The 22,312-nt window shown below is 53.1% G+C and carries 21 protein-coding genes and 2 pseudogenes; 7 read left to right on the top strand and 16 right to left on the bottom strand.

Annotated elements, in window-relative coordinates:
* Positions 1-122 precede the first annotated feature (122 nt).
* The 3 genes from ACN28R_RS18010 to yiaK form a co-directional block, all read right to left on the bottom strand.
* A complete protein-coding gene (locus ACN28R_RS18010) occupies positions 123-1,100 on the bottom strand; it encodes a DUF4862 family protein (protein WP_095835104.1) in 978 nt (325 codons plus the stop codon).
* A 113-nt stretch (positions 1,101-1,213) separates the two neighbouring features.
* Positions 1,214-1,681: a NanQ anomerase/TabA/YiaL family protein gene (locus ACN28R_RS18005; RefSeq protein WP_048636673.1), complete on the bottom strand. Its 468-nt coding sequence runs from the start codon at positions 1,679-1,681 to the stop codon at positions 1,214-1,216.
* A gap of 17 nt (positions 1,682-1,698) precedes the next feature.
* Positions 1,699-2,697: a 3-dehydro-L-gulonate 2-dehydrogenase gene (yiaK, locus tag ACN28R_RS18000; RefSeq protein WP_048636672.1), complete on the bottom strand. Its 999-nt coding sequence runs from the start codon at positions 2,695-2,697 to the stop codon at positions 1,699-1,701.
* A 371-nt stretch (positions 2,698-3,068) separates the two neighbouring features.
* Between yiaK and ACN28R_RS17995 the strand changes: the two genes are divergently transcribed.
* Positions 3,069-3,869, top strand: coding sequence for an IclR family transcriptional regulator (locus ACN28R_RS17995; protein ID WP_048636671.1), 801 nt, complete (start codon positions 3,069-3,071; stop codon positions 3,867-3,869).
* Between the two features lie 2 nt (positions 3,870-3,871).
* Here the strand turns inward: ACN28R_RS17995 and ACN28R_RS17990 are convergent.
* From ACN28R_RS17990 to cpxP, 3 genes and pseudogenes are all read right to left on the bottom strand, one after another.
* A pseudogene (locus ACN28R_RS17990) lies at positions 3,872-3,994 on the bottom strand (toxin-antitoxin system HicB family antitoxin); the annotation flags it as partial.
* 28 nt (positions 3,995-4,022) lie between these two features.
* Positions 4,023-4,433, bottom strand: a complete 411-nt coding sequence (locus tag ACN28R_RS17985) for a type II toxin-antitoxin system HicB family antitoxin (protein ID WP_048636670.1) — start codon at positions 4,431-4,433, stop codon at positions 4,023-4,025.
* A gap of 415 nt (positions 4,434-4,848) precedes the next feature.
* The gene (gene cpxP, locus ACN28R_RS17980) at positions 4,849-5,331 is read right to left on the bottom strand and encodes a cell-envelope stress modulator CpxP (RefSeq protein ID WP_048636669.1); all 483 of its coding nucleotides are present in this window, start codon (positions 5,329-5,331) and stop codon (positions 4,849-4,851) included.
* 153 nt (positions 5,332-5,484) lie between these two features.
* On the opposite strand from cpxP, the gene cpxR reads away from it, so the two are divergent.
* From cpxR to ACN28R_RS17960, 4 genes are all read left to right on the top strand, one after another.
* The gene (gene cpxR / locus ACN28R_RS17975; protein WP_048636668.1) at positions 5,485-6,183 is read left to right on the top strand and encodes an envelope stress response regulator transcription factor CpxR; all 699 of its coding nucleotides are present in this window, start codon (positions 5,485-5,487) and stop codon (positions 6,181-6,183) included.
* Positions 6,180-7,550: an envelope stress sensor histidine kinase CpxA gene (gene cpxA / locus ACN28R_RS17970; RefSeq protein WP_048636667.1), complete on the top strand. Its 1,371-nt coding sequence runs from the start codon at positions 6,180-6,182 to the stop codon at positions 7,548-7,550. The genes cpxR and cpxA overlap by 4 nt, the downstream gene beginning before the upstream one ends.
* A 250-nt stretch (positions 7,551-7,800) precedes the next feature.
* The gene (locus ACN28R_RS17965; RefSeq protein ID WP_095835103.1) at positions 7,801-9,978 is read left to right on the top strand and encodes a PA5441 family protein; all 2,178 of its coding nucleotides are present in this window, start codon (positions 7,801-7,803) and stop codon (positions 9,976-9,978) included.
* The gene (locus tag ACN28R_RS17960) at positions 9,948-10,697 is read left to right on the top strand and encodes a DUF3142 domain-containing protein (protein WP_095835102.1); all 750 of its coding nucleotides are present in this window, start codon (positions 9,948-9,950) and stop codon (positions 10,695-10,697) included. Before ACN28R_RS17965 ends, ACN28R_RS17960 begins: the two co-directional genes overlap by 31 nt.
* 4 nt (positions 10,698-10,701) lie before the next feature.
* Here ACN28R_RS17960 and ACN28R_RS17955 read toward each other — a convergent pair whose 3' ends face one another.
* Positions 10,702-11,166 carry a tRNA (cytidine(34)-2'-O)-methyltransferase gene (locus tag ACN28R_RS17955; RefSeq protein WP_048636664.1) on the bottom strand — a complete coding sequence of 155 codons (465 nt, stop codon included), beginning with the start codon at positions 11,164-11,166 and terminating at the stop codon, positions 10,702-10,704.
* Between the two features lie 205 nt (positions 11,167-11,371).
* On the opposite strand from ACN28R_RS17955, the gene ACN28R_RS17950 reads away from it, so the two are divergent.
* Positions 11,372-11,674, top strand: a complete 303-nt coding sequence (locus ACN28R_RS17950) for a hypothetical protein (protein ID WP_048636663.1) — start codon at positions 11,372-11,374, stop codon at positions 11,672-11,674.
* Positions 11,675-11,692: 18 nt separating this feature from the next.
* Here ACN28R_RS17950 and ACN28R_RS17945 read toward each other — a convergent pair whose 3' ends face one another.
* The 6 genes from ACN28R_RS17945 to ugpB all read right to left on the bottom strand — a co-directional run bounded on the left by ACN28R_RS17945 (position 11,693) and on the right by ugpB (position 17,724).
* Positions 11,693-12,649, bottom strand: a complete 957-nt coding sequence (locus tag ACN28R_RS17945) for an AEC family transporter (RefSeq protein WP_095835101.1) — start codon at positions 12,647-12,649, stop codon at positions 11,693-11,695.
* Positions 12,650-12,704: 55 nt separating this feature from the next.
* Complete coding sequence (gene ugpQ, locus ACN28R_RS17940; protein ID WP_095835100.1) at positions 12,705-13,454, bottom strand: glycerophosphodiester phosphodiesterase; 750 nt, start codon at positions 13,452-13,454, stop codon at positions 12,705-12,707.
* Complete coding sequence (locus ACN28R_RS17935; protein WP_095835099.1) at positions 13,454-14,527, bottom strand: sn-glycerol-3-phosphate import ATP-binding protein UgpC; 1,074 nt, start codon at positions 14,525-14,527, stop codon at positions 13,454-13,456. The genes ugpQ and ACN28R_RS17935 overlap by 1 nt, the downstream gene beginning before the upstream one ends.
* 6 nt (positions 14,528-14,533) lie before the next feature.
* On the bottom strand, positions 14,534-15,379 hold the full coding sequence (gene ugpE, locus ACN28R_RS17930; protein ID WP_048636659.1) for a sn-glycerol-3-phosphate ABC transporter permease UgpE: 846 nt from the start codon (positions 15,377-15,379) through the stop codon (positions 14,534-14,536).
* On the bottom strand, positions 15,376-16,263 hold the full coding sequence (gene ugpA, locus ACN28R_RS17925; protein WP_048636658.1) for a sn-glycerol-3-phosphate ABC transporter permease UgpA: 888 nt from the start codon (positions 16,261-16,263) through the stop codon (positions 15,376-15,378). The genes ugpE and ugpA overlap by 4 nt, the downstream gene beginning before the upstream one ends.
* A 123-nt stretch (positions 16,264-16,386) precedes the next feature.
* A complete protein-coding gene (gene ugpB, locus ACN28R_RS17920) occupies positions 16,387-17,724 on the bottom strand; it encodes a sn-glycerol-3-phosphate ABC transporter substrate-binding protein UgpB (protein ID WP_095835098.1) in 1,338 nt (445 codons plus the stop codon).
* A 454-nt stretch (positions 17,725-18,178) separates the two neighbouring features.
* Between ugpB and ACN28R_RS17915 the strand changes: the two genes are divergently transcribed.
* The gene (locus ACN28R_RS17915; RefSeq protein ID WP_048636656.1) at positions 18,179-19,837 is read left to right on the top strand and encodes a methyl-accepting chemotaxis protein; all 1,659 of its coding nucleotides are present in this window, start codon (positions 18,179-18,181) and stop codon (positions 19,835-19,837) included.
* A 78-nt stretch (positions 19,838-19,915) separates the two neighbouring features.
* Here the strand turns inward: ACN28R_RS17915 and ACN28R_RS17910 are convergent, their stop codons facing one another.
* The 3 genes and pseudogenes from ACN28R_RS17910 to ygbI all read right to left on the bottom strand — a co-directional run bounded on the left by ACN28R_RS17910 (position 19,916) and on the right by ygbI (position 22,181).
* The gene (locus tag ACN28R_RS17910; protein WP_095835097.1) at positions 19,916-21,103 is read right to left on the bottom strand and encodes an aminotransferase-like domain-containing protein; all 1,188 of its coding nucleotides are present in this window, start codon (positions 21,101-21,103) and stop codon (positions 19,916-19,918) included.
* A gap of 53 nt (positions 21,104-21,156) precedes the next feature.
* A pseudogene (locus ACN28R_RS17905) lies at positions 21,157-21,345 on the bottom strand (branched-chain amino acid ABC transporter ATP-binding protein); the annotation flags it as partial.
* A gap of 74 nt (positions 21,346-21,419) precedes the next feature.
* The gene (ygbI, locus tag ACN28R_RS17900; protein ID WP_048636653.1) at positions 21,420-22,181 is read right to left on the bottom strand and encodes a DNA-binding transcriptional repressor YgbI; all 762 of its coding nucleotides are present in this window, start codon (positions 22,179-22,181) and stop codon (positions 21,420-21,422) included.
* Positions 22,182-22,312: the final 131 nt, after the last annotated feature.

Below are 22,312 nucleotides of genomic sequence, written 5' to 3'. Positions count from 1 at the left end.
AAGAATCTTTCTTTCTGCTATGCAGAAAGGGCACTCTGTGAAACTGGCCGTCGGCAGATGAATGAATAATTTATTAAATTATCGCTCGTTAATTATTTTTATCTTTTTATTACATTAAAATTTTATGAGTCAGGCTGGGCTTTTAATAATGCATTAATTCCGTCTTCAATAATGGCGATACGGTGTTGTACATCGGCGGACGGATCGATCTCCAGCAGTTTTATGCCGGCGAAACTTAAGCTGGATAACGGCGCCTGTCGGAATAACTCCCCGGCGGCCTCAACGGTCATTAAAGACGCCTGACAGCCGGCTTTGGCATTCGGGAATGGCGCAAAAGGCGCGTGTAAATCCTGCCATTCGCCATAAGGACCGTTGCGCGTAGTACCAGAGAACATCAGCGCTTTGAGCAAACCCGCTTGCTGACTTTGTTGTACATGTTCGAACGGCGTAGCAGTGCTCTGCGTTTCTATCACCGAACGCGCCCAGTTGATGGCGATTCCCACGCGTGTTTTAGCCTGCGGATTAACGGTGGTTAAAACCTGTAGTTCCTCGTTCAGCGGCAGAAAACCTTTGCGCGGCTGGATGCCATTCATGGCATCGCAGTGCTCAATGATGATTTCGCAGGGCCAGTCCCAGCTTAGCAACTCCTGTAGCGAACGCTGGAAACAGGCAGCGGCGGCGGTGACATCGGTTGATTTGGCTAATGGCGCGGCCTGTAGCTCAAGGGCGATCACTTTTTTTGCGCCGAAGCGATCGTTGGTCTGATTGATTTTATCCAGTACGTGGCGATAGTAATTCAGGCTGGCCTGACGCTGGTCTTCATCTTCCGATGCCAGACCAAACGCGGGTGTCTGGGCGCGGCGACGCATCGTTTCCATCACGCCGGTCACGACTATTTCCCATTTTTGCGGCAAATGTTTAAACAGAAAGTCATCGCCATAGGGGTGTAGGTCGGTCAGGCAGGGTTGTTCAATACCACGAATATGTGGAATATCGGATAATTTACGCCAGAACTCTATTTCCATCGCTTCATCTTTCTGGTGGAAACTGGGCGCGCACGGATAGGCGCCGACAATAAAGGCGATTTCTTTGTCAGACATTTTTTACTCCATTTTTTTCGGGATTATCATATCACCGATATGGAATTCAGAGCCTTTTCCATTTTTTAACCGACTGAGCTAATCTTGCCGGCAGGAATAGACGTTTAGATAAATTAATTTATTTCCGTCAGCGCAACCTTAACTACAATTTTTCTTATCATTGCCGGCTGATGATAAATACAGGCCGGTCGATGTACATCCTGTGGAAAGAATATTGCATAGCTACCGGGTGTCATTGTTAACGGCGATTCATTTTCCATGTCATGATAGAAAATAATATCCCGTTCCTCTAATAATGATTCAGCAATGACGTTGTTACCTGTGTCGGCGGCAAAACCAATAATTTCTTCACCCCTGGCCAGAAACTGAATATCAATATAACGACGATGGACCTCGGGATGGTTATTTTCTTTCGGCTGTGTTTCCAGATCCAGAATTTGTGCGTAAATTTTTCGGCCGTCGATTTCTACTACGCCGGTTGGTAGCTGGCTAAAATCGGTTGTGCGCAGGAATTCAAGACCGCGCTGGATCGCTTGCGGCAGCGCGCAAGGATTGTCATGAGTAATGTGTCCGCTGATCATCAGACGGCTCCTCTCTGTTAAAGTGAGCGGATTCTTTGCCAAACGCTGTCATCAACCGTGATGCCGTTGCGGCGGTTATCTGCCAGCAGTTGCGTGAATTCATGGCCGGGCAGCCGGATGGCGACATCGGGATCGGCGCGTTCGGCGCTTTTTACATAATCGACAATGCGCTGCAACTTGGCATCCCGGCTGTCGCCGTCAATCAGCTTATCCACCTCAATGGCAATGAAGATTTGAGAGATACCGTATTCATCCGTATTGTCCTCAGTGACTTCGGCAACCGAAGCGCCGTCAGACAACAGGGTAGCGATCATATCCAGCACAATGGATAAACCAGAACCTTTCCAGTAACCCATGGGCAGGATGCGGCGGTTTTTTTCTACGATGCCCGGTTCGCGGGTCAGGTTGCCGTCGTCATCAAAACCGCCGTCAACGGGCAGCTGTTTCCCGGCAAGACGATTCACCTCCAGCATACCGTAAGAAAACATCGACATGGACATGTCCACCATCGTGATGGGACTGCCCGGAATCGCCACGATTAAAGGGTTGGTGCCGATGCGGCATTCTTTGGCGCCCCACGGCGGCATCACCGCAATGGAATTTGTCCAGCAGATGCCGATGTAGCCTTTTTCCGCCGCTTGCCAGCCGTAGCTGCCGCCGCGCATCCAGTGATTGGCATTACGCAGCGCAATCAAACCGATGCCGTGTTTGTCTGCGAGCTCAATGGCGCGGTCCATCATCTGCTTTGCCGTCAAGTTACCGATGGAGCGATGAGCGTCCCACTGTTCTATCGCTCCCAGCGCCTGTACCCTTGTCGCCTTGGCCTCCGGGATAATGTCGCCATTTTCCAACTGCTGAATAAACCGTGGGAAACGGTTCACGCCGTGGGAATAAACGCCGGACTCCGTTGTCTGGGCGAACATGGTTGCACAGGCGAATGCCGTCTCTGCTTCTACGCCACGGGCTATCAGCACGCGCTCAAATTCTTGTCTTAACTGTTCAAAGGTGACTTTCATCGGATTCTCCTGAAACATATCCCTGGGTTGTATTTTTTTTGTTCTTTAAATTTCAATATGTGATATCTGATTTCAAAAATAATACAGGTCATTTTTTTACAAGTCAAAGCCGTTGAGATTTTAAAAAAATAAGAATATCAACATGTTATTAAAATATTTTCATTAGTGTGATGAGGAACACAATTCCCTATGCGCACAGAAAGAGATGTTTTAAAGGGGCGTGACAGTGGATTGAGGGTGAGATATACCGGTGGCTTAAAAGAGAGATAGCGGCGAAAAAATTGGGACACGCGTCTGTGTGAGTATCGCTTATCGTGGACCTCACTTTACGTTAACCTTGCGCAATTACCGTTATACAAGGGGATAAAATAATGAAAGATACGGAACTCGCCAAAGAGAAACCCGCTGGAAGTCAGAGCCTTTTTCGTGGACTCCAACTTATTGAGATCCTAAGTAATTACCCGAATGGATGTCCGTTGGCTCACCTTTCAGAGCTGGCGCAGTTAAACAAAAGCACCGTGCACCGGCTATTGCAGGGGCTGCAATCCTGCGGCTATGTGACGCCGGCGCCCGCACCGGGTAGCTACCGTTTAACCACCAAATTTATCGCCGTCGGTCAAAAGGCGCTTTCCTCTCTCAATATTATCCATGTTGCGGCGCCGCATCTGGAGGCATTGAATCTTGCCACCGGCGAAACCGTCAATTTCTCCACTCGGGAAAACGATCACGCCATCATGATTTACAAACTGGAGCCAACCACGGGGATGCTCCGTACCCGTGCTTATATTGGTCAGCATTTGTCGTTGTACTGTTCGGCAATGGGGAAAATTTATATGGCTTATGGTCAGCCTGATTACATTGCCGACTATTGGCTGAGTCATCAGGATGAAATCAAGTCGCTGACACGCAACACGATTACCGATCTCCAGGCTATGTATAAGGAGCTTGAGCAGATTCGTGCGACAGGCATGGCGATGGACCGGGAAGAGAATGAGCTGGGAGTGTCTTGTATTGCCGTTCCGGTGTTTGATATTCATCAGCGTGTTGGCTATGCCGTTTCCATTTCCCTCTCTACGGTAAAATTGCAACAGATTGGCGAGGAAACACTGTTGAAACCGTTAAAAGCGACCGCTGAGGCTATTTCTAAAGAACTGGGATTATCAACTAACTGATCTTATTCAGCCTTTGTGAGCGCGTTATCCATAAAGGCGTTCACTGCAATCTGGCGTTCAGCCGCGGCAATGGCCAGCCGTTCCCCGAATGATTCAGGGGCGCGGAGGGTGAAGGCTTTTATTTTCTCCTCACGCTCATAGGGACGATGCCGCTTACCGAATGGACGAAATGCGCTCTAACGCGGCCTGCGCGAGAAACCCTGAGCGGCTTTTGAATTCCGGGTTACTCGCTACGCAGCGATCAATGCGGTCAATAAGCGTTTTCGGCAGTGTGACGTTAATTTTTTCCGCGCCGCCCATTAGCCGGGTTACGTCGATATCAACAACGGCCCAGGTATAACCGGCATACTCCGGCCTCTTCGCCAACTTACCGACAGACGACACGGCGGGAATATCCTGGCCCATATCAATCAACAGTTCAAGATGACCGGTTATTGCTTCCTTGGCGTTGGTAATTGCTTCATCCAGCGAATCACCCGCAGAGAAACAGCCCGGCAGATCTGGCACTGTCACGCCGTATGCATGAGAGTCGTCACCCGCTTCGATTGCAATGGGATAAAACATAATTCAGCCTCTTTAGGTGGGAAGGGATTAAATTCCCGCTTGTTTCCTGATGCTTTTTACCGTGCCTATTGGTAAATCCATCCCTATTGCCCCGCCGCCCTTCGATAAAATCGACAATAACCCTAATAACTCCGGGTGGCAATATTTTTAGGGTTATTGGGGTTGTTTTTTATTTGCATTCACTTCAATTCAACGCCGTCATCATCGTTAACCGTTCCACCGGGAAATGCCGCTTTGATCTCTTAATCGCAGCTTTCTATTGGTTCACGCTAATCCGTGATGAACTACCAAAAAAAAGCCCTCCATCATGGAGGGCAAAAGACAGGGATGGTGTCTATGGCAAGGAAAACAGGGTATATCTACTACAGGTATTACTCGAACTACACACTACTCAGGGTTACTCGGTGATGCCCGCTTATTGCGCCGACATCTGATTAAGCATTGAAACCTGTTGCCGCATCTCTTTCATTCGCTGCTGATGTTTCTGATCCAGAATATTTTTTTGCTCCGGCGTCAGCAGGTTATACATCTGGTTGCGAACGCGGGTCATTTGAACCTGGCGCTCAATTTGCACTTGCATCATCTTGGTTATCTGAGCGCGGACAGCGGCTTCATCAAATTGCTCCGCGATAACCAGCTTATGCATGGCTTCAACATCTTCAGCGTTAAACTCAGGGGAGTCCTGACGGCCCTGATGCATCAGGTCACGCATCTGTTGCCGCTGTTGCTCGCTTAACTTCACACCGTCAAACATCCCTTGCTGACCGGAAAATTGTTTCGTGGCAGAGTCATCATGATGCCAATTACTCGCAGACACACTCTCAAAACCTGCTGCAAATGTAGTGAAAGAACTTAACATCAGCAGTGAAGCAAGAGATAACGTTGTGACTTGCGGCATCAATAACTCCCCGGTTTGGCGTGCTGTTTTGTGAATCAATGGATATGAGTCTAATCGTCTTGCTGCAAACATGCGTCAGAGGATGTAAAACTACGTAAAGTCATGGAATAGCGCTAATCTATGACGTATTTTGCCCCTGGAGGTAGAGAAACCATGAACAAGATCCTGTTGGTTGATGACGATAGAGAGCTAACGTCTTTATTGAAAGAATTGCTCGAAATGGAAGGTTTTAACGTCGTTGTCGCCTACGATGGCGAACAGGCGTTAAGCGTATTGGATAGCACCGTTGACCTGCTATTGCTGGATGTCATGATGCCGAAGAAAAACGGTATTGATACGTTGAAAGAACTGCGTCAGCAGCATCAAACCCCGGTGATCATGTTGACGGCCCGCGGTAGCGAGCTGGATCGCGTTCTCGGCCTGGAATTAGGCGCGGATGATTATCTGCCGAAGCCTTTTAATGACCGTGAACTGGTGGCGCGTATTCGCGCCATTTTGCGGCGTTCAAACTGGACGGATCAGCAACAGTCCGGCGAAAGCGGCGCGCCAACGCTGGAAGTTGACGGACTGCGGCTGAATCCCGGCCGGCAGGAAGCCAGCTTTGATGAAACCGTGCTGGATCTGACCGGCACCGAATTCACGCTGCTGTATCTGCTGGCGCAGCGGCTGGGTCAGGTTGTGTCACGCGAGCACCTTAGCCAGGAGGTTTTGGGGAAACGGCTTACGCCATTTGACCGCGCGATAGATATGCATATCTCTAATCTGCGCCGTAAATTACCCGAACGCAAAGACGGTTTGCCGTGGTTTAAAACGTTGCGCGGACGGGGTTACCTGATGGTGTCTGCTGCATGATTAATAGCCTGACTGCGCGTATTTTCGCTATTTTCTGGCTGACGCTGGCGTTGGTACTCATGCTGGTACTGATGGTGCCCAAGCTTGATTCACGCCAGTTGACGGCTCTGCTGGAAAGCGAGCAGCGGCAAGGGATCATGCTGGAGCAACATATCGAAGCCGATCTGGCGAATACCCCCGCCAACGATTTACGCTGGTGGTTGCGCTTGTTCTGGGTGATTGAAAAGTGGGCGCCGCCGGGGCAGCGTCTTTTGCTGGTGACCAGCGAAGGGCGCGTGCTCGGCGCGCAGAAAAATGAAACGCAAATTGTGCGTAACTTTATCGGCCTGTCCGACAATGCCGATCATCCGCAAAAAAAGAAATATGGCCGCGTTGAGTTGCTGGGGCCCTTCTCTATCCGGGATGGCGAAGATAATTACCAGCTTTACCTGATTCGCCCGGCCAGCAGTCCGCAGTCGGATTTTATTAACCTATTGTTTGACCGGCCATTATTACTGTTGATCTTTACCATGCTGATCAGCTCGCCTCTCTTGTTATGGCTGGCCTGGAGTCTGGCGAAACCGGCGCGTAAGCTGAAATATGCGGCGGACGAAGTGGCGCGGGGCAACCTGCGTCAACATCCTGAGTTGGAAGCCGGCCCGCAGGAATTCCTGGCGACCGGGGTCAGTTTTAACCAGATGGTCAGCGCGCTGGAGCGTATGGTGACGGCGCAACAGCGGCTGTTGTCTGATATTTCGCACGAGCTGCGCACGCCGCTCACCCGCCTGCAACTGGCCACCGCGCTGCTGCGCAGGCGTCAGGGGGAAGGCAATGAGCTAAACCGTATTGAGACCGAAACGCAGCGGCTGGACAGCATGATCAACGACCTGCTGGTTCTGTCTCGTAATCAGCATAAGAACGAGCTCACCCGCGAATTTATCCGCGCCGATGAACTGTGGAGCGATGTGTTGGATGACGCCAGTTTTGAAGCGGAGCAGATGGGGAAAACGCTGGATGTGCCTTATCCTCCCGGTCCGTGGACGCTGTATGGCAATCCTTCCGCGCTAGACAGCGCGCTGGAAAATATTGTCCGCAACGCGCTGCGTTATTCTCACCACCATATCGAGGTCGCCTTCTCCGTTGATAATCAAGGGATCACCATCAAAGTGGACGATGACGGCCCAGGCGTCAGCCCGGAAGATCGGGAACAGATTTTCCGGCCGTTTTACCGTACGGATGAAGCCCGCGATAGGGAATCGGGCGGCACCGGTTTGGGGCTGGCTATCGTAGAAACGGCGATCGCGCAGCATAAGGGCTGGGTGAAAGCGGAAGATAGTCCGCTGGGTGGATTACGGCTGGTTATCTGGCTACCATTACATCAACGATAAACGGCAATAACCTCAGGCCGTTGACCGCGCCGGGTGCTTCGGGCTTACCGCGATGGGGTTGTCATCAACCTGAGGTTAAACCTTCCTGCTTTATCCTCTCCGGGTGCTGAGTATCAGCGCCCGCCGTATCTTTCTGAATCGATAGGCTAAGCTTATTGACGCTGGGATAGCGCAATCCCCAGTGATAGCGGGAACAACAGCCAACCGGCAGCCAATATGGCCGGAAATTTAATTCAACAGGAATATGTACATGAAAGGACTAACTTTGCTGGCAGGTCTACTGACCACGCTTTTTAGCTGCCACGCTTTTAGCTCCGCTGACGGTATTTGCGGTTTTTCTGATGCTGAGTGCGGAATGCCGGCATTTCCTTACCTTTTGCCTGATAACGACACCAGAACCAATCTGATGCTGCTGCAGAGCAGTCGCAAACATATTGCCCTGCCGGTGCCTCAGCCTGTTCCTGACCAGACGCGTTCACGTATCGATCCGTTCACCGCTTATCGCGTTATGGGTTTGGTGGCGACGGAAGGCCCGGCGCCGTCGGCGGATGAGGCTTCAACGGAGAGCGTCGCGGGTGGCGGCACGTTGTTAAATAAAGCCCGTCAATTGAAGTTATCGTCTGACGTAGAGGAAAAATTCGCTACGCTGACGTCCAACGATGGCGAAGGGCGGCAGATATCCAACGATCTGGCGACTGTCGAAGACTTTTTTGATGTGCTGCTGGCCGACCAACAGCTAACCGATGCCCAGCGCACGCCGCTTGCCCTGGCGCGTTTAATCATCCTGTCTCCGGACTATTCCTCATCGTCGTTATCCGCTGAGCTTGGCCGTCTGCCGGATGAAGGGCATGCGGGCGAACTTAAGCGTTACCTGATCAATACCCAGGCTTTCTATCAGGGGGCGTTCGAGCAGGACAACAACGGTTTTCAGGCGCTGACCCAGGCCGGACAACCGTGGGTTGCTGAAACATCTCGTTATATGCTGATTCGCGTGGCGATTAACGCCGCGATGCAGTCCGCCCTGGATGAATACAATATGTTCGATGCCGGCAAAGCCGATAAGAACGCGGCAGCGTCCGCCATACGGCGTATCGATGATTATCTGAAGCAGTATCCGCAGGGGTTGTATGCTGACTCCGCGCAGGGACTCTACCGTCGGGCATATTGGATCCTTGGCGATCTGAACGCGTTACCCAAAATTTATCAGCAGGTGCTGGACCGTGCCGACAATGCCGGCGATCTACAGGCATTAAGCGATGAGATCGACAACAAACTGTTGGAGCGGGAAACCTTTACCATCGCGCCGGATAGTCCGCTGTTGGTGCTGGTGCAGGATCTTAAACGGCTGCGCGCAGTTCACGGCGGCTGGGGGCGTTTCCCGGAATTATCCGCCGAAGAGTTGGCGGCTCAGCAGACCCTGTTCGACCAGGCGGGGATGCAAAACGAATATCACTATCTGCAGACCGCCTATCAGTTTTATCGGTTGAAAGATTATGCCGCCGTAGTGAACGGCGTTGCGGAGACTAACGAGCGGGATCTCACCGATGCCACGCGTTTTAGTCTGCAGGTGTTGCGTGGTCAGGCGCTCCAGCAGCAGGCCCGGTGGAATGAAGCGGAAATGCATTGGCGTCGCCTGCTGTCCCTGAACACCGAATATACCCAGCAGCAGTTCCTGCAACTGGCGTTGGCCGAAACGCTGGCTAAGGCCGGACGCCCGGAAGCGATATTCGCCGCCGATAGTCCGGTTAAAAACCTGCGCTTTCGTTCCGCGGTGTTGAAAGTCAGCGCCAGCGCCGACCTGCTGCGTCAGCAGACGGGAGCGCGGCAAACCCATGAAGAACGGGCCATCGCTCTGCATACGTTATTAACCAAGTCGCTGACGCACGCGGACTATGCCGGCTATCTGCAAGATAGCGCGCTCAGAAAAGACATTGCGCCGTTGGAAGATTCGGAAAACATGGACTGGAGCCTGGACGACCTGACCGTTTTTGACTGGGACGGCGGCGATACGGAAGAAGGATATCAATGTCCGGCGTTGGATAGCGTGGTGAACACGCTGAATCAGCGGCCTAATGACGCCCGCTCCATTAACTGTCTCGGCGAGTTCTTCCTGCGCACCGGCGATACCGTCGGGTTTGACTGGGGGGAGAGCAATATGCTGGATGAGTTAATCAACGCGCCGACACAGTTCAAAGGTACGGAGTATAACCGGTTGGATGGATACATGCGGGTTATCGCCGCTCCTGACGCGCCGCCGGAAGATAAAAGCTATGCGCTCTACCGGGCGGTCTACTGCTATGCGCCCAGCGGTTTCAATGACTGCGGCGGGCAGGATATCAGTAAAGCGACGCGTAAATCCTGGTTTACCCAGTTGAAAACCGAGTTTAAAGGCAGCCTGTGGGCAAACAAGCTCAAGTATTACTGGTAGCCTGGATAATACTCCTGGTCTTGCCGTTGCGAAGTGGCGCGTCGGCCCAGGCCGGCGGCGTCGACGCCGCGCAATATCAGGCCTTCTGGCTATGGGCGGCTGTTCGACCGCAGAGCGTGCTGCATCAGGCGCAGACGCTCTATCTGCACCAGGGGGAGATCGCTCGTCGCCAGGGAAAAGTGGTTTTTCTGCGTCAGGGGATCCCCGCCAGCAAGTTACGCGTTACATCCCTATGGCTGTCTTATCGGCTGACGACGTTGTCGCTGTCGGATGAGCACCTTACCCGCATATTGAAGCTACAGGAAAGTTGGCGTCGCCACGGTAATCAGGTCAGGGGTATTCAGATAGATTTTGACGCTAAAAGCTATCAACTGGCGGGATATGCGGCGTTTTTACGACAATTACGGCAGAGATTGCCGGAAGATTGCCGGATTAGCATCACCGGGCTACTCGATTGGTCGAAAACCGGCGAGGTGGCCGAGTTGAACCGGTTGCGCAACAGCATTGACGAACTGGTGATCCAAACCTATCAGGTGCGCAGTACCGTAACCCACTATGCCGACTACCTGCCCGCGCTGCAAAAGTTGACGATCCCTTTTCGGCTGGGCTTGGTGCAGCACGGTAAATGGGACAAAAAGTGGCAACGGCGGCTTGCGGCTTCCCCCTACTATCGCGGGGAGGTCATTTTTCTGGTTAATCCGCCACGAAAAAAACCTTAACCGACTAGGTTCGTCCCCCAAAGCCGTTTTGCCGCCAGGCTTCATAGCTGATAATGGCGACGGCATTGGACAGGTTGAGACTGCGGCACTCCGGCTGCATGGGAATGCGAATGCGGAAATCGGCGGCAAAGCCGTTACGGATATCGTCAGGCAGGCCTGCGGTTTCCGAACCAAACAACAGAACATCGCCGGGTTGATAGTCTGGCCGATCGTAAGGGCGGCTGCCTTTGGTGGTGCAGGCGAAGATACGCTGTCCTGCGACCGCCGTCAGAAACGCCTGATAATTTTTATGACGCTTGACGTTGGCGAGATCGTGATAATCCAGCCCGGCCCGGCGCAGCTTCTTCTCTTCAAAATCAAAGCCCAGCGGTTCAATCAGGTGCAGCGTACAGCCGTTATTGGCCGCCAGGCGGATAATATTGCCGGTATTTGGCGCTATTTGTGGCTCATAGAGCGCAATATGAAACATGAGATAACTTCAATCGCAAAGAAAAATTCCGCCGCAGTATATACCATTCCCGATGGGCGGCCCAAAGCCTGACGGACACAGAATGCAGATAACTCTGCACGACGTTTCCGTTCGTAGCGATTACACTATATATCAACGGGACCGAGAATATAGGCGGTTCCGAATAGCGATACGGTTTGGCACATTCCGTGCCATGGAGGACCGAATGAAGCACACAATCACGCTGACGGCATTACTGTTTGCCTTGTTTTCACTGCCGTTGGTTACTCAGGCCGACACGGCGAAGGCGCCATCGACGCAACAGCAGCAGTATGAAAACGGCATCAATAGTCAGAAGCAGTTACAACAACGCATGCAGCAGAATCAACAGTTGCAGAAACAACAATTGAATCAGCAATTACAGCAGCGCAACAGTCAGTTGCAGCAACAGCAGCAGCAACAATTACAACAGCAGCAAAAGCGTATACAGCAGACGACGCCCTCCATTCAGCAGCCGCCAGCCTCTTAGCGGCTGAGTCTGCCGGATTTAAAGACGCACGCCCATCAGCGTCAGGATAAGCGGGGTGGTCAAGGCAGCCAGCGCCGTCGACACCAACAGGCTGGTGGCGACCGGACCGCCCAGCACATTGAACTGGCGCGACATCAGATACACGTTTACGCCCACGGACATTGAGCCCAGCAATACGACCGCTCGCGTCTCCATTTCCGGCAGGCCTATCGCTATCGCGATGCCCCAGATTACCAGCGGTTGCACCAGCAGCTTGATGAAGCAAATAGCGACGCTGATTTGCAAGCCATCGCGGATCTGGTATTCCGCCAGCCCCATTCCCAGGGCAATCAGCGATAACGGCATGGCAATCTGCCCCAACATGCTTAGCGGCTGGTCGACATAATACGGCAGGGGAAAACCGGTCAGGCTGAATGCCGTACCGGACAGGATGCCGATAATCAGCGGATTTTTCAGCACGCCCAGCGCGGTTTTGCTAAAGCCTTGCAGAGAAAGCGCCCCATTGCGCGCCCACTCCACCGAAACCGTCACCAGCGTCCACAGGATCAGACCGTTAAACACCACCACTAGCGCGACGGAAGGTATCGACTCTTCACCCAGCATCAGCGCGGCAATCGGCAATCCAAGCACCACATTGTTGGAAAAGATGCCGCTCAGCGCAAAAATCGATCCGGAAACGCCATCCAGATGAAAAACTTTACGTGAGACAACGCGGCCGAGTATAAAAACGACCAGACAACTGCCGAAAAAGGCAATCAGCAGGCGGGCATCAACCATCGGACGTTTGGAGAAATCGCTCATCAGGCGAAATAACATGGCCGGCATCGCCACCGAGAAGACAAAACGGCTCATGCCATCGGTAATGGTCGTCGGCCATTTTCCATAGCGGATCAGGCCGTAACCCAGCGCAATCAGAATAAATAGCGGTAAAGACAGAAAAATTTGGTGCCAGAGAGAACTAATAAATGGGGGCATTGAGCCTCGTCCTTAATAACCGGCACCTAGCTGGAAAGAGATGAATGGGCCGATTTTAGCCGGTAGCAAAATCCGCCCCGATTAAATCTATCCGGTCGGTACAGATACAGTCAACGCCCCAGTTGAGCAATATTCTGGCCCGTTCTGGCTGGTTGACGGTATAAACCAGAATGCGCAGCCCGGCGGCTTTCAGTAACGCCGCCCGTTCCGCCGTCAGTAAATGGTGATTGAGATGAATAGATACGCACTCTAGCCGGCGGGTCAGGTTTTGCCAATCCTCATCCCATTCATCCAGCAGCAGGCCGCGCGGCAGCTCGGGAACCGCCTGTCGGGCCGCCTCCAGCGACGGCGCCGAGAACGACGATAACAATGGCGCAATGGGGTGATCCTGCCATAGCTGACGCGCCGCAAGGGCAATCTGACGCCCGGTTTCCTGCTCATGACCGGTGGTCGGCTTAATTTCGATATTGGCGGCCATGCCATACTGTTTACAGCGTTTCGCGACTTCCGATAACAGCGGCAGCCGTTCGCCGGCGAATTTTTTGCTGTACCCACTCCCGACATCCAGCGAAGTCAGTCTGTCCCACGGCAGATCGCCTGCGATCCCCCAGCCGTTGCTGGTGCGCTCAAGCGTATCATCATGGAGCAGGAAGATTTGACCGTCCTGCGATAGCTTGGCGTCAAATTCGATCATCTTGTGACCGAAGCTGGCGCCCACATCAATCGCGGCCAATGTGTTTTCCGGCGCCAGTGAACCGCCGCCGCGATGGGCGACAATAGCCGGATAAGGCCATAGCGTTATCATTATTCCACCCGTAATCCGCTTTGCGAATCAAACAAATGCCATGACGACCCAGGCAGATGCAGCCAAAGTGTCGACCCCACCGCCGGACAATGTTCATGGGACAGGCGAACAATCACATTTTGTTCACCCCACCGCCCGTGCGCCAAATTATCCGCGCCCAGCAGTTCCAACGTCGATACCTGCAGCGGAATGCCGCCCGCTTCGCCGGTTGTCAGTTGAATATGCTCCGGTCTTACCCCTAGCGTCAACTTGCGCCCGCGCCACTGAGATTTCGCCGTCGGCAGCGGCAAGGCTAAGGCGTCGCCGATTTCAAACCGGCAGCCGTCATCGCTGATTTTGCCCGGCCACAGGTTCATGGCGGGCGATCCGATAAAGCTGGCGACGAACAGCGATGCCGGACGGCGGTAAATGTCCGCCGGGGCGCCAATCTGTTCGACCACGCCTTTATTCATCACGATCACGCGCTGAGCCAGCGTCATGGCTTCAATCTGATCGTGCGTTACGTAGAGGCTGGTGGTTTTCAGGCGCCGATGCAGCTGTTGTAATTCCAGCCGCATCTGTACCCGCAATTTGGCGTCCAGGTTTGACAAGGGCTCATCGAATAAAAATACCGCAGGTTCGCGCACAATAGCGCGCCCCATCGCGACGCGTTGACGTTGCCCGCCCGATAATTCGCGCGGTTTACGATCCAGCAGCGGCGCCAGCTCCAGAATGCGCGCGGCTTCTTCCACCCGCTGGCGAATTTGCGTTTTGCCGAACCCGCGAATTTTCAAGCCGTAAGCCATGTTGTCATAAACGCTCATATGGGGATAAAGCGCGTAATTTTGGAACACCATCGCAATGCCGCGATCTTTGGGTTCCAGATCGGTAACCCGCTGGTTATCAATATAAATATCGCCGCTGGTTGTCCGCTCCAGCCCGGCAACCATCCTCAGCAGCGTGGATTTACCGCAGCCGGAAGGGCCGACCATCACGATAAACTCACCATCATTCACATCGAGGTCGATAGGGTGAATAATCTGCGTTTTGCCGTCATATGACTTGGTAACGGACTGAAGTTTTAAACATGCCATAACGTGTTATTTCTCACTATCAACCAGACCACGAACGAACCAGCGCTGCATCAGCAGCACGATTAACAGAGGCGGCAGCATCGTCAGTAGCATCGCCGCCATCACCTGATTCCACTGGGTGGCGATATCGCCGGAGGCGATCATACTTTTGATCCCGGCCACCGCCGTTCCCAGGTTCGCATCACTGATAATCAGCAGCGGCCACAGATACTGGTTCCAGCCGTAGATAAAGGTGATGACGAACAGCGCCGCCAGGTTGGTTTTCGACAGCGGCAGAACAATGTCGAAGAAAAAACGCATCGGGCCGGCGCCGTCAATGCGCGATGCTTCCAGCAGTTCGCTCGGCAGCGTCATAAAAAACTGCCGGAACAGGAAGGTCGCCGTCGCCGATGCCATTAACGGAAACGTCAGCCCGGCGTAACTGTCTATCATGTGCAATTGGGAAACGACTTCTATCGTAGGAAAGATGCGCACCTCTACCGGCAGCATCAGCGTGAGAAATATCATCCAGAAAAACAGATTCCGGAACGGAAAACGAAAATAGACGATGGCGTAGGCGGATAATATGGACACCGTAATTTTGCCCAGCGTGATCGCCAGCGCCATGACGAAACTGTTAAACAGCATCAGCCCAAAGGGCGTGGTGTTGTTCGCCACGCCGTGTTGCCAGACGATCCGCAGATTTTCCCACAGGCGGGTGCCGGGTATCAGCGTCATCGGTGTCTGAAACACCTGCTCGTTATCCAACGTGGCGGTAACAATGGCGACATACAGGGGGAAAAGTACGGCGACAATGCCGACCACCAGCATCAGGTGGCTGAAAATATCCAATCCGCGACGATTTTCAATCATTGGTAGTTCACCTTCCGTTCAACAAAGCGGAATTGAATCACCGTCAATCCGATAACCAATAACATCAGCACCACCGACTGAGCCGCGGAGCTGGAAAGATCCAGACCGGCAAAACCTTCCCGGTAAATCTTGTAAATCAGCGTAGTGGTGGACTGGACGGGGCCGCCGCCGGTGGCGGCGTCAATAATGGGGAAGGTATCGAAAAAGGCGTATATCAGATTGATCACCAGCAGGAAAAAGCTCACCGGAGAGATAAGCGGCAGCACCAGATTGAAAAACCGGCGTACCGGCCCGGCGCCGTCAATGGCCGCCGCTTCAATCAATGAGCGGGGAATCGACTGCAACGCCGCCAGAAAAAACAGAAAGTTATAGCTTATCTGTTTCCAGACCGAAGCCAGCACCACCAGAAACATCGCCTGTCCGCTGTTTTGCGCGTAGTTCCATGAATAGCCCAGCGCCGTCAGAAAATGGGTGATCAAACCCAGTCCGGGATTAAACAGAAACATCCACAGGACGGCGGCAACCGCGGGCGCCACGGCGTACGGCAGGATAAGCAAGGTTTGATACAGGCGGCTAAACCGCAGAACGTAGTCAACCAGTGCGGCCAGAAACAGAGATATCAGCAGGCCGAAACCGGTCACCAGAAAACTGAATACCAGCGTGGTGTAAAAAGATTCCAGATAATAGCTGCTGCTGAATAGCTGCCTGAAATTCTCCAACCCGACGAATTCGCTGGACAACCCAAACGGGTCCAGGCTTTGCACCGAATACCACAGCGCCTGACCGGCAGGCCAGATGAAGAAAATGAGGGTGATCAGCAGCTGAGGAAAAACCAGCGCATAGGGTAACCAGCTACAGCCAAAAACAGGACGGGATGATGTCATGTGGTAACTCGTTGCTGATAAAGGCGACCGCTTAACCCCGCCTGGGCGTCCTCAAACCGGGAATGCCAGGCGGGGTTATTTCGCTCTCCTCCCCATGAAGGGAAGGAGAGGAAAGCGGTCAACTTATTTGGTCGACTGTTCAAAACGGCGCAGCAGGGCGTTGCCGCGCTCGACGGCGCTGTCCAGAGCCTGTTGCGGGGTTTTCTTACCGGTCCAGACGTTTTCCAGTTCTTCGTCCACCACGGTGCGGATTTGCGGCATATTGCCTAAACGCAGACCTTTGGTGTACGGCAATGGGGGTTTGTTCAGCATCTGGCGCGTTGCGATATCCGCGCCCGGATTCTTATCGTAGAAGCCCTGCTTCTGCGTTAATTCATACGCGGCGGTGGTGATAGGCAGATAGCCGGTTTTCTGGTGCCATTCCGCGGCGATATCAGGCTGTGCCAGGAACTGCATAAATTCGGCGACGCCTTTGTAGGTCGCGTCGTCTTTGCCGTTCATCACCCACAGGCTGGCGCCGCCAATGATGGCGTTCTGCGGCGCGCCTTGCACGTCGGCGTCATACGGCATCATGCCGACGCCATAACTGAATTTGGCGCGCTGGCGGATATTCGCCAACGAACCGGAAGAGGCGGTGGTCATGGCGCATTCACCGTTGTAGAACTTCTCCGTGGACTCATCTTTACGCCCGATGTAGGAGAAATCCCCCTTCTTGTTCATATCTTCCAACCGTTGGATGTGCTTAACCTGAGTCGGTTTGTTGAACTCCAGTACGGCGTCCGTGCCGTCAAAACCATTATTTTGGCTCGCTATCGGCAATCCGTGCCAAGCGCTGAAGTTTTCGATCTGGATCCAACCCTGCCAGCCGCTGGCATAGCCGCATTTCATGCCTGCCGCACGCAGTTTCGCAGTGTATTCGGTCATTTGCTGCCAGGTTTTAGGTGGTTGCTCCGGATCCAGGCCGGCTTTTTTGAAGGCGTCTTTGTTGTAGTACAGCACGGGGGTGGAGCTATTGAACGGCTGTGACAGCAGATGGCCGCTTTTGGCGTCGGTGTAATAACCGGAAACCGTGGGAACAAAAACGGATTCATCGAAATTGATGCCCGCCTGTTTGAAAACTTCATAGACGGGTTTAATGGCCTTGCTGGCCATCATGGTGGCGGTGCCAACCTCATAAACCTGCAGAATCGCGGGGGCGTTGCCGGCGCGGAAAGCGGCGATCCCGGCGGCCAGATTTTGTTCGTAGTTGCCTTTATAGACCGGGACAATTTTGACATCGCTGTGCGATTGGTTAAAACGGTCCGTCAGTGAATTAACCGTGGTGCCTAACTCCCCTTCCATTGAGTGCCAGAAAGGGATTTCGGTCACTGCCTGCGCATTGGCGCTGCACGCCAGCGCTAAGGCCACACATGTTATTGTTTTATTAATGACACGTGTTTTACGAATAGTCGGATTAAGCATGCCTGTCTCCTGGAATTAAACCTGGCTTGAGCAGAAAGCGCTTTTTTATTCGGGAGGTAACATGACACGGGCGCATGACAGAAAAATAACTGTTAAATGACGGAATGGTGACAAAACGGTGATCCTCGCTGCTGGCAGGGAGGATCGCCAGGTTAAGAGTAATGATCCAAACAATAGCTAATAGCGATCAATGATTTAACATACGAAGTCTATTGCTATTGTATGGCGACAATCGGGCCTGTTTTCGCGCATTTATCCGACAATAGATTTATTTGCCTCCCCATATACTACTTATTCACTTACTGCCTAGGCATCAGGGTTTATCGGCAGGTGAGTGAATCCTGCAATAACAAGCATTTAATAACAGCTTGTTTAGCTCATCATTGAAAAAAATCAAACAAAATATATCGCGGCGAGAGGATTTGCCGGCGGATATTCAATACCAAGGAAAATTATGAATATTTTAAAAAACATGAAACTGGGAACCATGTTGGGGTCGGGCTTTGCCTTGATCATCCTGATTGGCTGTCTTGTCTCCATATTCGGCCGTATGCAACTGGCCGATCTGGGCGGCAATATCCAGTTATCGCAAGTGCGTATTAATAACCTGTTGTTGATGCAGGAGGTTAAAGACAACATCAACACCATGTCCCGCGTGATCAGAAACATTGCGTTGATGGATAATCGGCAGGAAATGGAAGGAGAACAAAAACGCATCGTTGAATTGCGGGAGCGCAACAGCGAATTGTTTGCACAAATTCGGCAACGCACGATTTCACCGGAAGCGCGGATACGGACGCAAAATTTGGAAAAACTTATTCCGTCCTATCTTGAGACGGTAAACAAATCGATCGATACGGGGATGTCGGGAAATATTGAGGAGACGCGCGGCATGCTGTTCGGTGAATTGCGTGATGCGCAAAACGGCATTTTTGACGCTCTGGATGCGATGATCGACTATCAGACCACGCTGACCATCGAGACCGCCAACGCATCGCAACACCAAGCAACCTCGGCGGGTTCATTAATGTTGAGCATTGCGGCATTGGCGGCGCTGTTGGGCGGGTTGGTCGCCTGGGGTATTACCCACCGGATTAAAAAGCTGTTGGGCGGCGAGCCGACTTATGCGGTTGAAATCGCACAACAGGTGGCGCAGGGCAACCTGGCGTTGGACGTTCAACTGCGCGCGCGCGATACCACCAGCGTTTTGGCGGCGATGGCCGCCATGCGTGACGGCCTGAGTCAAACGGTTAATCAAGTGCGCCAGAGCAGTGAGTCCATCGCTACCGGCGCCGGTCAGATTGCGATAGGCAACACCGACTTGAGCCAGCGCACGGAAGAGCAGGCATCCAATCTGCAACAGACCGCGGCGTCTATGGAACAGATGAATACCACCATCAAACAGAATACCGATACCGTTCACATGGCATCGGAATTGGCCAACTCCGCCAGCGCTACTGCCGCCAAGGGCGGGGATGTGGTGAACAATGTCGTCACTACGATGGGGGATATCTCCGCCAGCTCACGCAAGATTGGCGATATTATCGGCGTTATCGACGGCATCGCTTTCCAGACCAACATCCTGGCGCTGAATGCCGCCGTAGAGGCGGCTCGCGCCGGTGAACAAGGGCGCGGATTCGCCGTCGTCGCCGGCGAGGTTCGCTCTCTGGCCCAGCGTTCCGCCTCCGCCGCCAAAGAGATCAAGGATTTGATTGGCGAAAGCGTTGAGAAAGTAGAGAACGGTTCCGTTTTGGTAAACGAAGCGGGCGCCACGATGGGGGAAATCGTGGAACAGGTACGCCGCGTCGCTGAGCTGCTTAGCGAAATCGGCGTGACGACCCGCGAACAGGCTCAGGGGATCTCTCAGGTGAATGATGCCGTTAACCAACTGGATGAAGTGACGCAGCAGAACGCCGCGCTGGTGGAGGAATCCGCCACCGCCGCAGACAGTTTGAGCGACCAGGCCAAACGTCTTGTTGAACTGATGAGCACCTTCCGCTTAAGTGCCGGCTATGTCGATAAGATTACCCCGCAGGCGGTTTCACGCCCGGAGAACACGCTGAAGCTGGCGGGCGAAACGCCGTCCGGTTCGCAGAATTGGACGTCATTCTGACCGATGCGGATTGATTTGCCGATCTTGAAATAACAAAGGCCGCATGCGCGGCCTTTTAGCTCTTTTGTCGTGCCGGCGCTACAGCGCGCGACGCAGCCGTGCGACGGCCTCATGCATCTGCTCTTCCGTTGCGGTCACATAGGAGAAGCGCAGCGTCGAATAGTCCGGCGTATCCGGAAAAAAGAATTCGCCCGGCACAAATACGACGCCCTGTTTCAGCGTCTGTTTCAGCCATTCGGTGGTATTAAACGGCTGCCGGAACTTGCCCCACAGGAACATGCCGCCTTTAGGCTGGTTAAAGGTCATCACATCACCCAGTTCTTTGGCGATCAGGCCGGACAACAGTTCGCTTTTTTCCTTATAGGCGGAGCGGATTTTTTTTATCTGGGCTTCCAAACGTCCCAGGCCCAGATAGCATTCCGCGACGCTCTGCGATAACGAACTGGCATGCAGATCGGCCGCCTGTTTGATGATGGCGACTTTATGCAGCAGCCAGTCAGGCATGATCGCCCAGCCGACGCGTAAGCCAGGAGAAAGGATCTTAGAGAACGTGGAGGTATAAATCACATGTTCATTATTGCCCAGCTCTTCCTGAGCCAGTTGAAACAGCGTTGGGTTGCGTTCTTCGGTGAAACGCAGTTCGCCGTACGGATCGTCTTCAATGATGGCAAAGCCATAGCGCTCCGCCAGCTTGATTAGTTGCTTGCGTCGTTCATAACTCAGGGCTACGCCGCTGGGATTACCAAAGTTCGGTACGATATAAACGCCTTTGATGCGCTGTTTTTGCAATAGGGTTTCCAGATCGTCGACCACCATGCCGTTTTCATCTGACGCAACGGACATCACCTGAGCCTGCGCCAGCGTTAGCGTCTGCAACGCGGCCAGATAGGTCGGACGTTCGACAACGAAGATATCGCCCGGATCGATCAGCGCGCGCATGATCAAGTCCAGCGCCTGCTGCGAACCTGCGGTTATCACCATATCTTCAGCCCGCGTTTTCACGCCGCGAATCGCGCATAGGTCGGCGATGCGCTCACGTAATACCGGGCTGCCTTCGGTTAATCCATATTGGAAGGCGTTTTGCGGTTGTTCGGTAATGGCTAACTGGATTGCCTGATTCAGACCTTCAAGATCAAACAATTTATCTGACGGTATCCCTCCGGCCAGCGAGATAATGTTATCCATCTTGCTTTGCTTAAGCAGTTCGCGAATAGCGGAACTTTTCAACGGCGCGATACGCTGCGCCAATAAACTCTCGATTGTCATTTTCTTTTTGCCTTCATCGGAACGACAAGCCGGATAAACCGGCCTGAATTTGGTTAGCCGCCCAGATACGCTGAGCGTACCGCTTCATTTGCGAGTAATGCTGCTCCGCTGTCTTCCAGCACAACATGACCGTTTTCAAGCATATAGCCGCGATCGGCTCAGCACAGCGCCTGATTGGCGTTTTGCGCCATCAGGAAAAGGACCATGCTTTCTTCACGCAGTTGTTGAATAGTATCAAAAATTGCAAAAAATAGTGCCAGAACGCTGTTCTGTATAGCCATTTGGCAAATAAGATGGCAATAGAAAGACTGCCTCCTTACCTCCCCACCAACACCTCCACCCCCATTTTCCCCAGCGCATCTTTTGCCGCGGTCGGCAGGGCGTCGTCGGTAATAATGCTGTCTAAGACCGTTAGCGGGGTGATCAGATGGGTGGCGATGCGGCCGTATTTTGAGGTATCGCAGAGCAGAATGCGTTTGCTGCTGGCTTCGACCACTGCGCGTTTGACCGCCACTTTGTCTTCACTTGGCGTGGACAGGCCGCGCAGGCTCCACGATGAGGCAGAGATAAAGGCGATATCGATAAACAGGTTACGCAGCGCCTGCGCGGTGGCTTCACCGACGCAGGAGCGGTTTTCCCGACACAACGTGCCGCCGGTGTGGATCATGCGGCACTGGCAGGATTCAATAATAAAAGCGGCGATCACAAAATCGTTGGTCACGATCAATAAATCATCTCGGTCGGCCAGGTGGCGCGCCAGCGACAGCGTTGTGGTGCCCGCGTCCAAATAGATACAGCTGTTGGGCGGGATCTGCCGGGCCGCCAACTGGCCGATAGCCTCTTTTTGCTGGCTGAACATAACGGATTTATCCTGATGCGACGGTTCAATTGTCAGCCGTTCCGGCGAGCGCACGCCGCCAGAGACGCTGAGTAACAGGCCGTCCCGCTCCAATTTTTGCACATCGCGCCGCACGGTCATATGCGATACCCCGAGCCGCTCGGTCAGTTCCGTGATGCTTACCACGCCGCGTTCGGCGATCAGCGCCAGAATCTGTTGATGACGTTCTACTGGAATCATCCCTGCCCCTATCCTGATCTGATAAATATTGTGATAACTACTGTATTTAAGGACAGTTATTATCATAAATTCACGCCGTAAACCACGCCGCGCTTAACACTCCACCACTATTCCGCAGAGTGTGAAAACAT

The sequence above is a fragment of the Brenneria goodwinii genome, from assembly GCF_002291445.1.
Classification (GTDB): domain Bacteria; phylum Pseudomonadota; class Gammaproteobacteria; order Enterobacterales; family Enterobacteriaceae; genus Brenneria; species Brenneria goodwinii.
The sequence above is the reverse complement of the archived record's forward strand: the minus strand, read 5'-3'. Positions and strand labels throughout refer to the sequence as shown.

What these genes read in the sequence shown, in the direction of transcription:
- ACN28R_RS18010 (WP_095835104.1), bottom strand. Translation starts at nt 1,100, where the DNA reads ATGTCTGACAAAGAAATCGCCTTTATTGTCGGCGCCTATCCGTGCGCG.
- ACN28R_RS18005 (WP_048636673.1), bottom strand. Translation starts at nt 1,681, where the DNA reads ATGATCAGCGGACACATTACTCATGACAATCCTTGCGCGCTGCCGCAA.
- yiaK (WP_048636672.1), bottom strand. Translation starts at nt 2,697, where the DNA reads ATGAAAGTCACCTTTGAACAGTTAAGACAAGAATTTGAGCGCGTGCTG.
- ACN28R_RS17995 (WP_048636671.1), top strand. Translation starts at nt 3,069, where the DNA reads ATGAAAGATACGGAACTCGCCAAAGAGAAACCCGCTGGAAGTCAGAGC.
- ACN28R_RS17985 (WP_048636670.1), bottom strand. Translation starts at nt 4,433, where the DNA reads ATGTTTTATCCCATTGCAATCGAAGCGGGTGACGACTCTCATGCATAC.
- cpxP (WP_048636669.1), bottom strand. Translation starts at nt 5,331, where the DNA reads ATGCCGCAAGTCACAACGTTATCTCTTGCTTCACTGCTGATGTTAAGT.
- cpxR (WP_048636668.1), top strand. Translation starts at nt 5,485, where the DNA reads ATGAACAAGATCCTGTTGGTTGATGACGATAGAGAGCTAACGTCTTTA.
- cpxA (WP_048636667.1), top strand. Translation starts at nt 6,180, where the DNA reads ATGATTAATAGCCTGACTGCGCGTATTTTCGCTATTTTCTGGCTGACG.
- ACN28R_RS17965 (WP_095835103.1), top strand. Translation starts at nt 7,801, where the DNA reads ATGAAAGGACTAACTTTGCTGGCAGGTCTACTGACCACGCTTTTTAGC.
- ACN28R_RS17955 (WP_048636664.1), bottom strand. Translation starts at nt 11,166, where the DNA reads ATGTTTCATATTGCGCTCTATGAGCCACAAATAGCGCCAAATACCGGC.
- ACN28R_RS17950 (WP_048636663.1), top strand. Translation starts at nt 11,372, where the DNA reads ATGAAGCACACAATCACGCTGACGGCATTACTGTTTGCCTTGTTTTCA.
- ACN28R_RS17945 (WP_095835101.1), bottom strand. Translation starts at nt 12,649, where the DNA reads ATGCCCCCATTTATTAGTTCTCTCTGGCACCAAATTTTTCTGTCTTTA.
- ugpQ (WP_095835100.1), bottom strand. Translation starts at nt 13,454, where the DNA reads ATGATAACGCTATGGCCTTATCCGGCTATTGTCGCCCATCGCGGCGGC.
- ACN28R_RS17935 (WP_095835099.1), bottom strand. Translation starts at nt 14,527, where the DNA reads ATGGCATGTTTAAAACTTCAGTCCGTTACCAAGTCATATGACGGCAAA.
- ugpE (WP_048636659.1), bottom strand. Translation starts at nt 15,379, where the DNA reads ATGATTGAAAATCGTCGCGGATTGGATATTTTCAGCCACCTGATGCTG.
- ugpA (WP_048636658.1), bottom strand. Translation starts at nt 16,263, where the DNA reads ATGACATCATCCCGTCCTGTTTTTGGCTGTAGCTGGTTACCCTATGCG.
- ugpB (WP_095835098.1), bottom strand. Translation starts at nt 17,724, where the DNA reads ATGCTTAATCCGACTATTCGTAAAACACGTGTCATTAATAAAACAATA.
- ACN28R_RS17915 (WP_048636656.1), top strand. Translation starts at nt 18,179, where the DNA reads ATGAATATTTTAAAAAACATGAAACTGGGAACCATGTTGGGGTCGGGC.
- ACN28R_RS17910 (WP_095835097.1), bottom strand. Translation starts at nt 21,103, where the DNA reads ATGACAATCGAGAGTTTATTGGCGCAGCGTATCGCGCCGTTGAAAAGT.
- ygbI (WP_048636653.1), bottom strand. Translation starts at nt 22,181, where the DNA reads ATGATTCCAGTAGAACGTCATCAACAGATTCTGGCGCTGATCGCCGAA.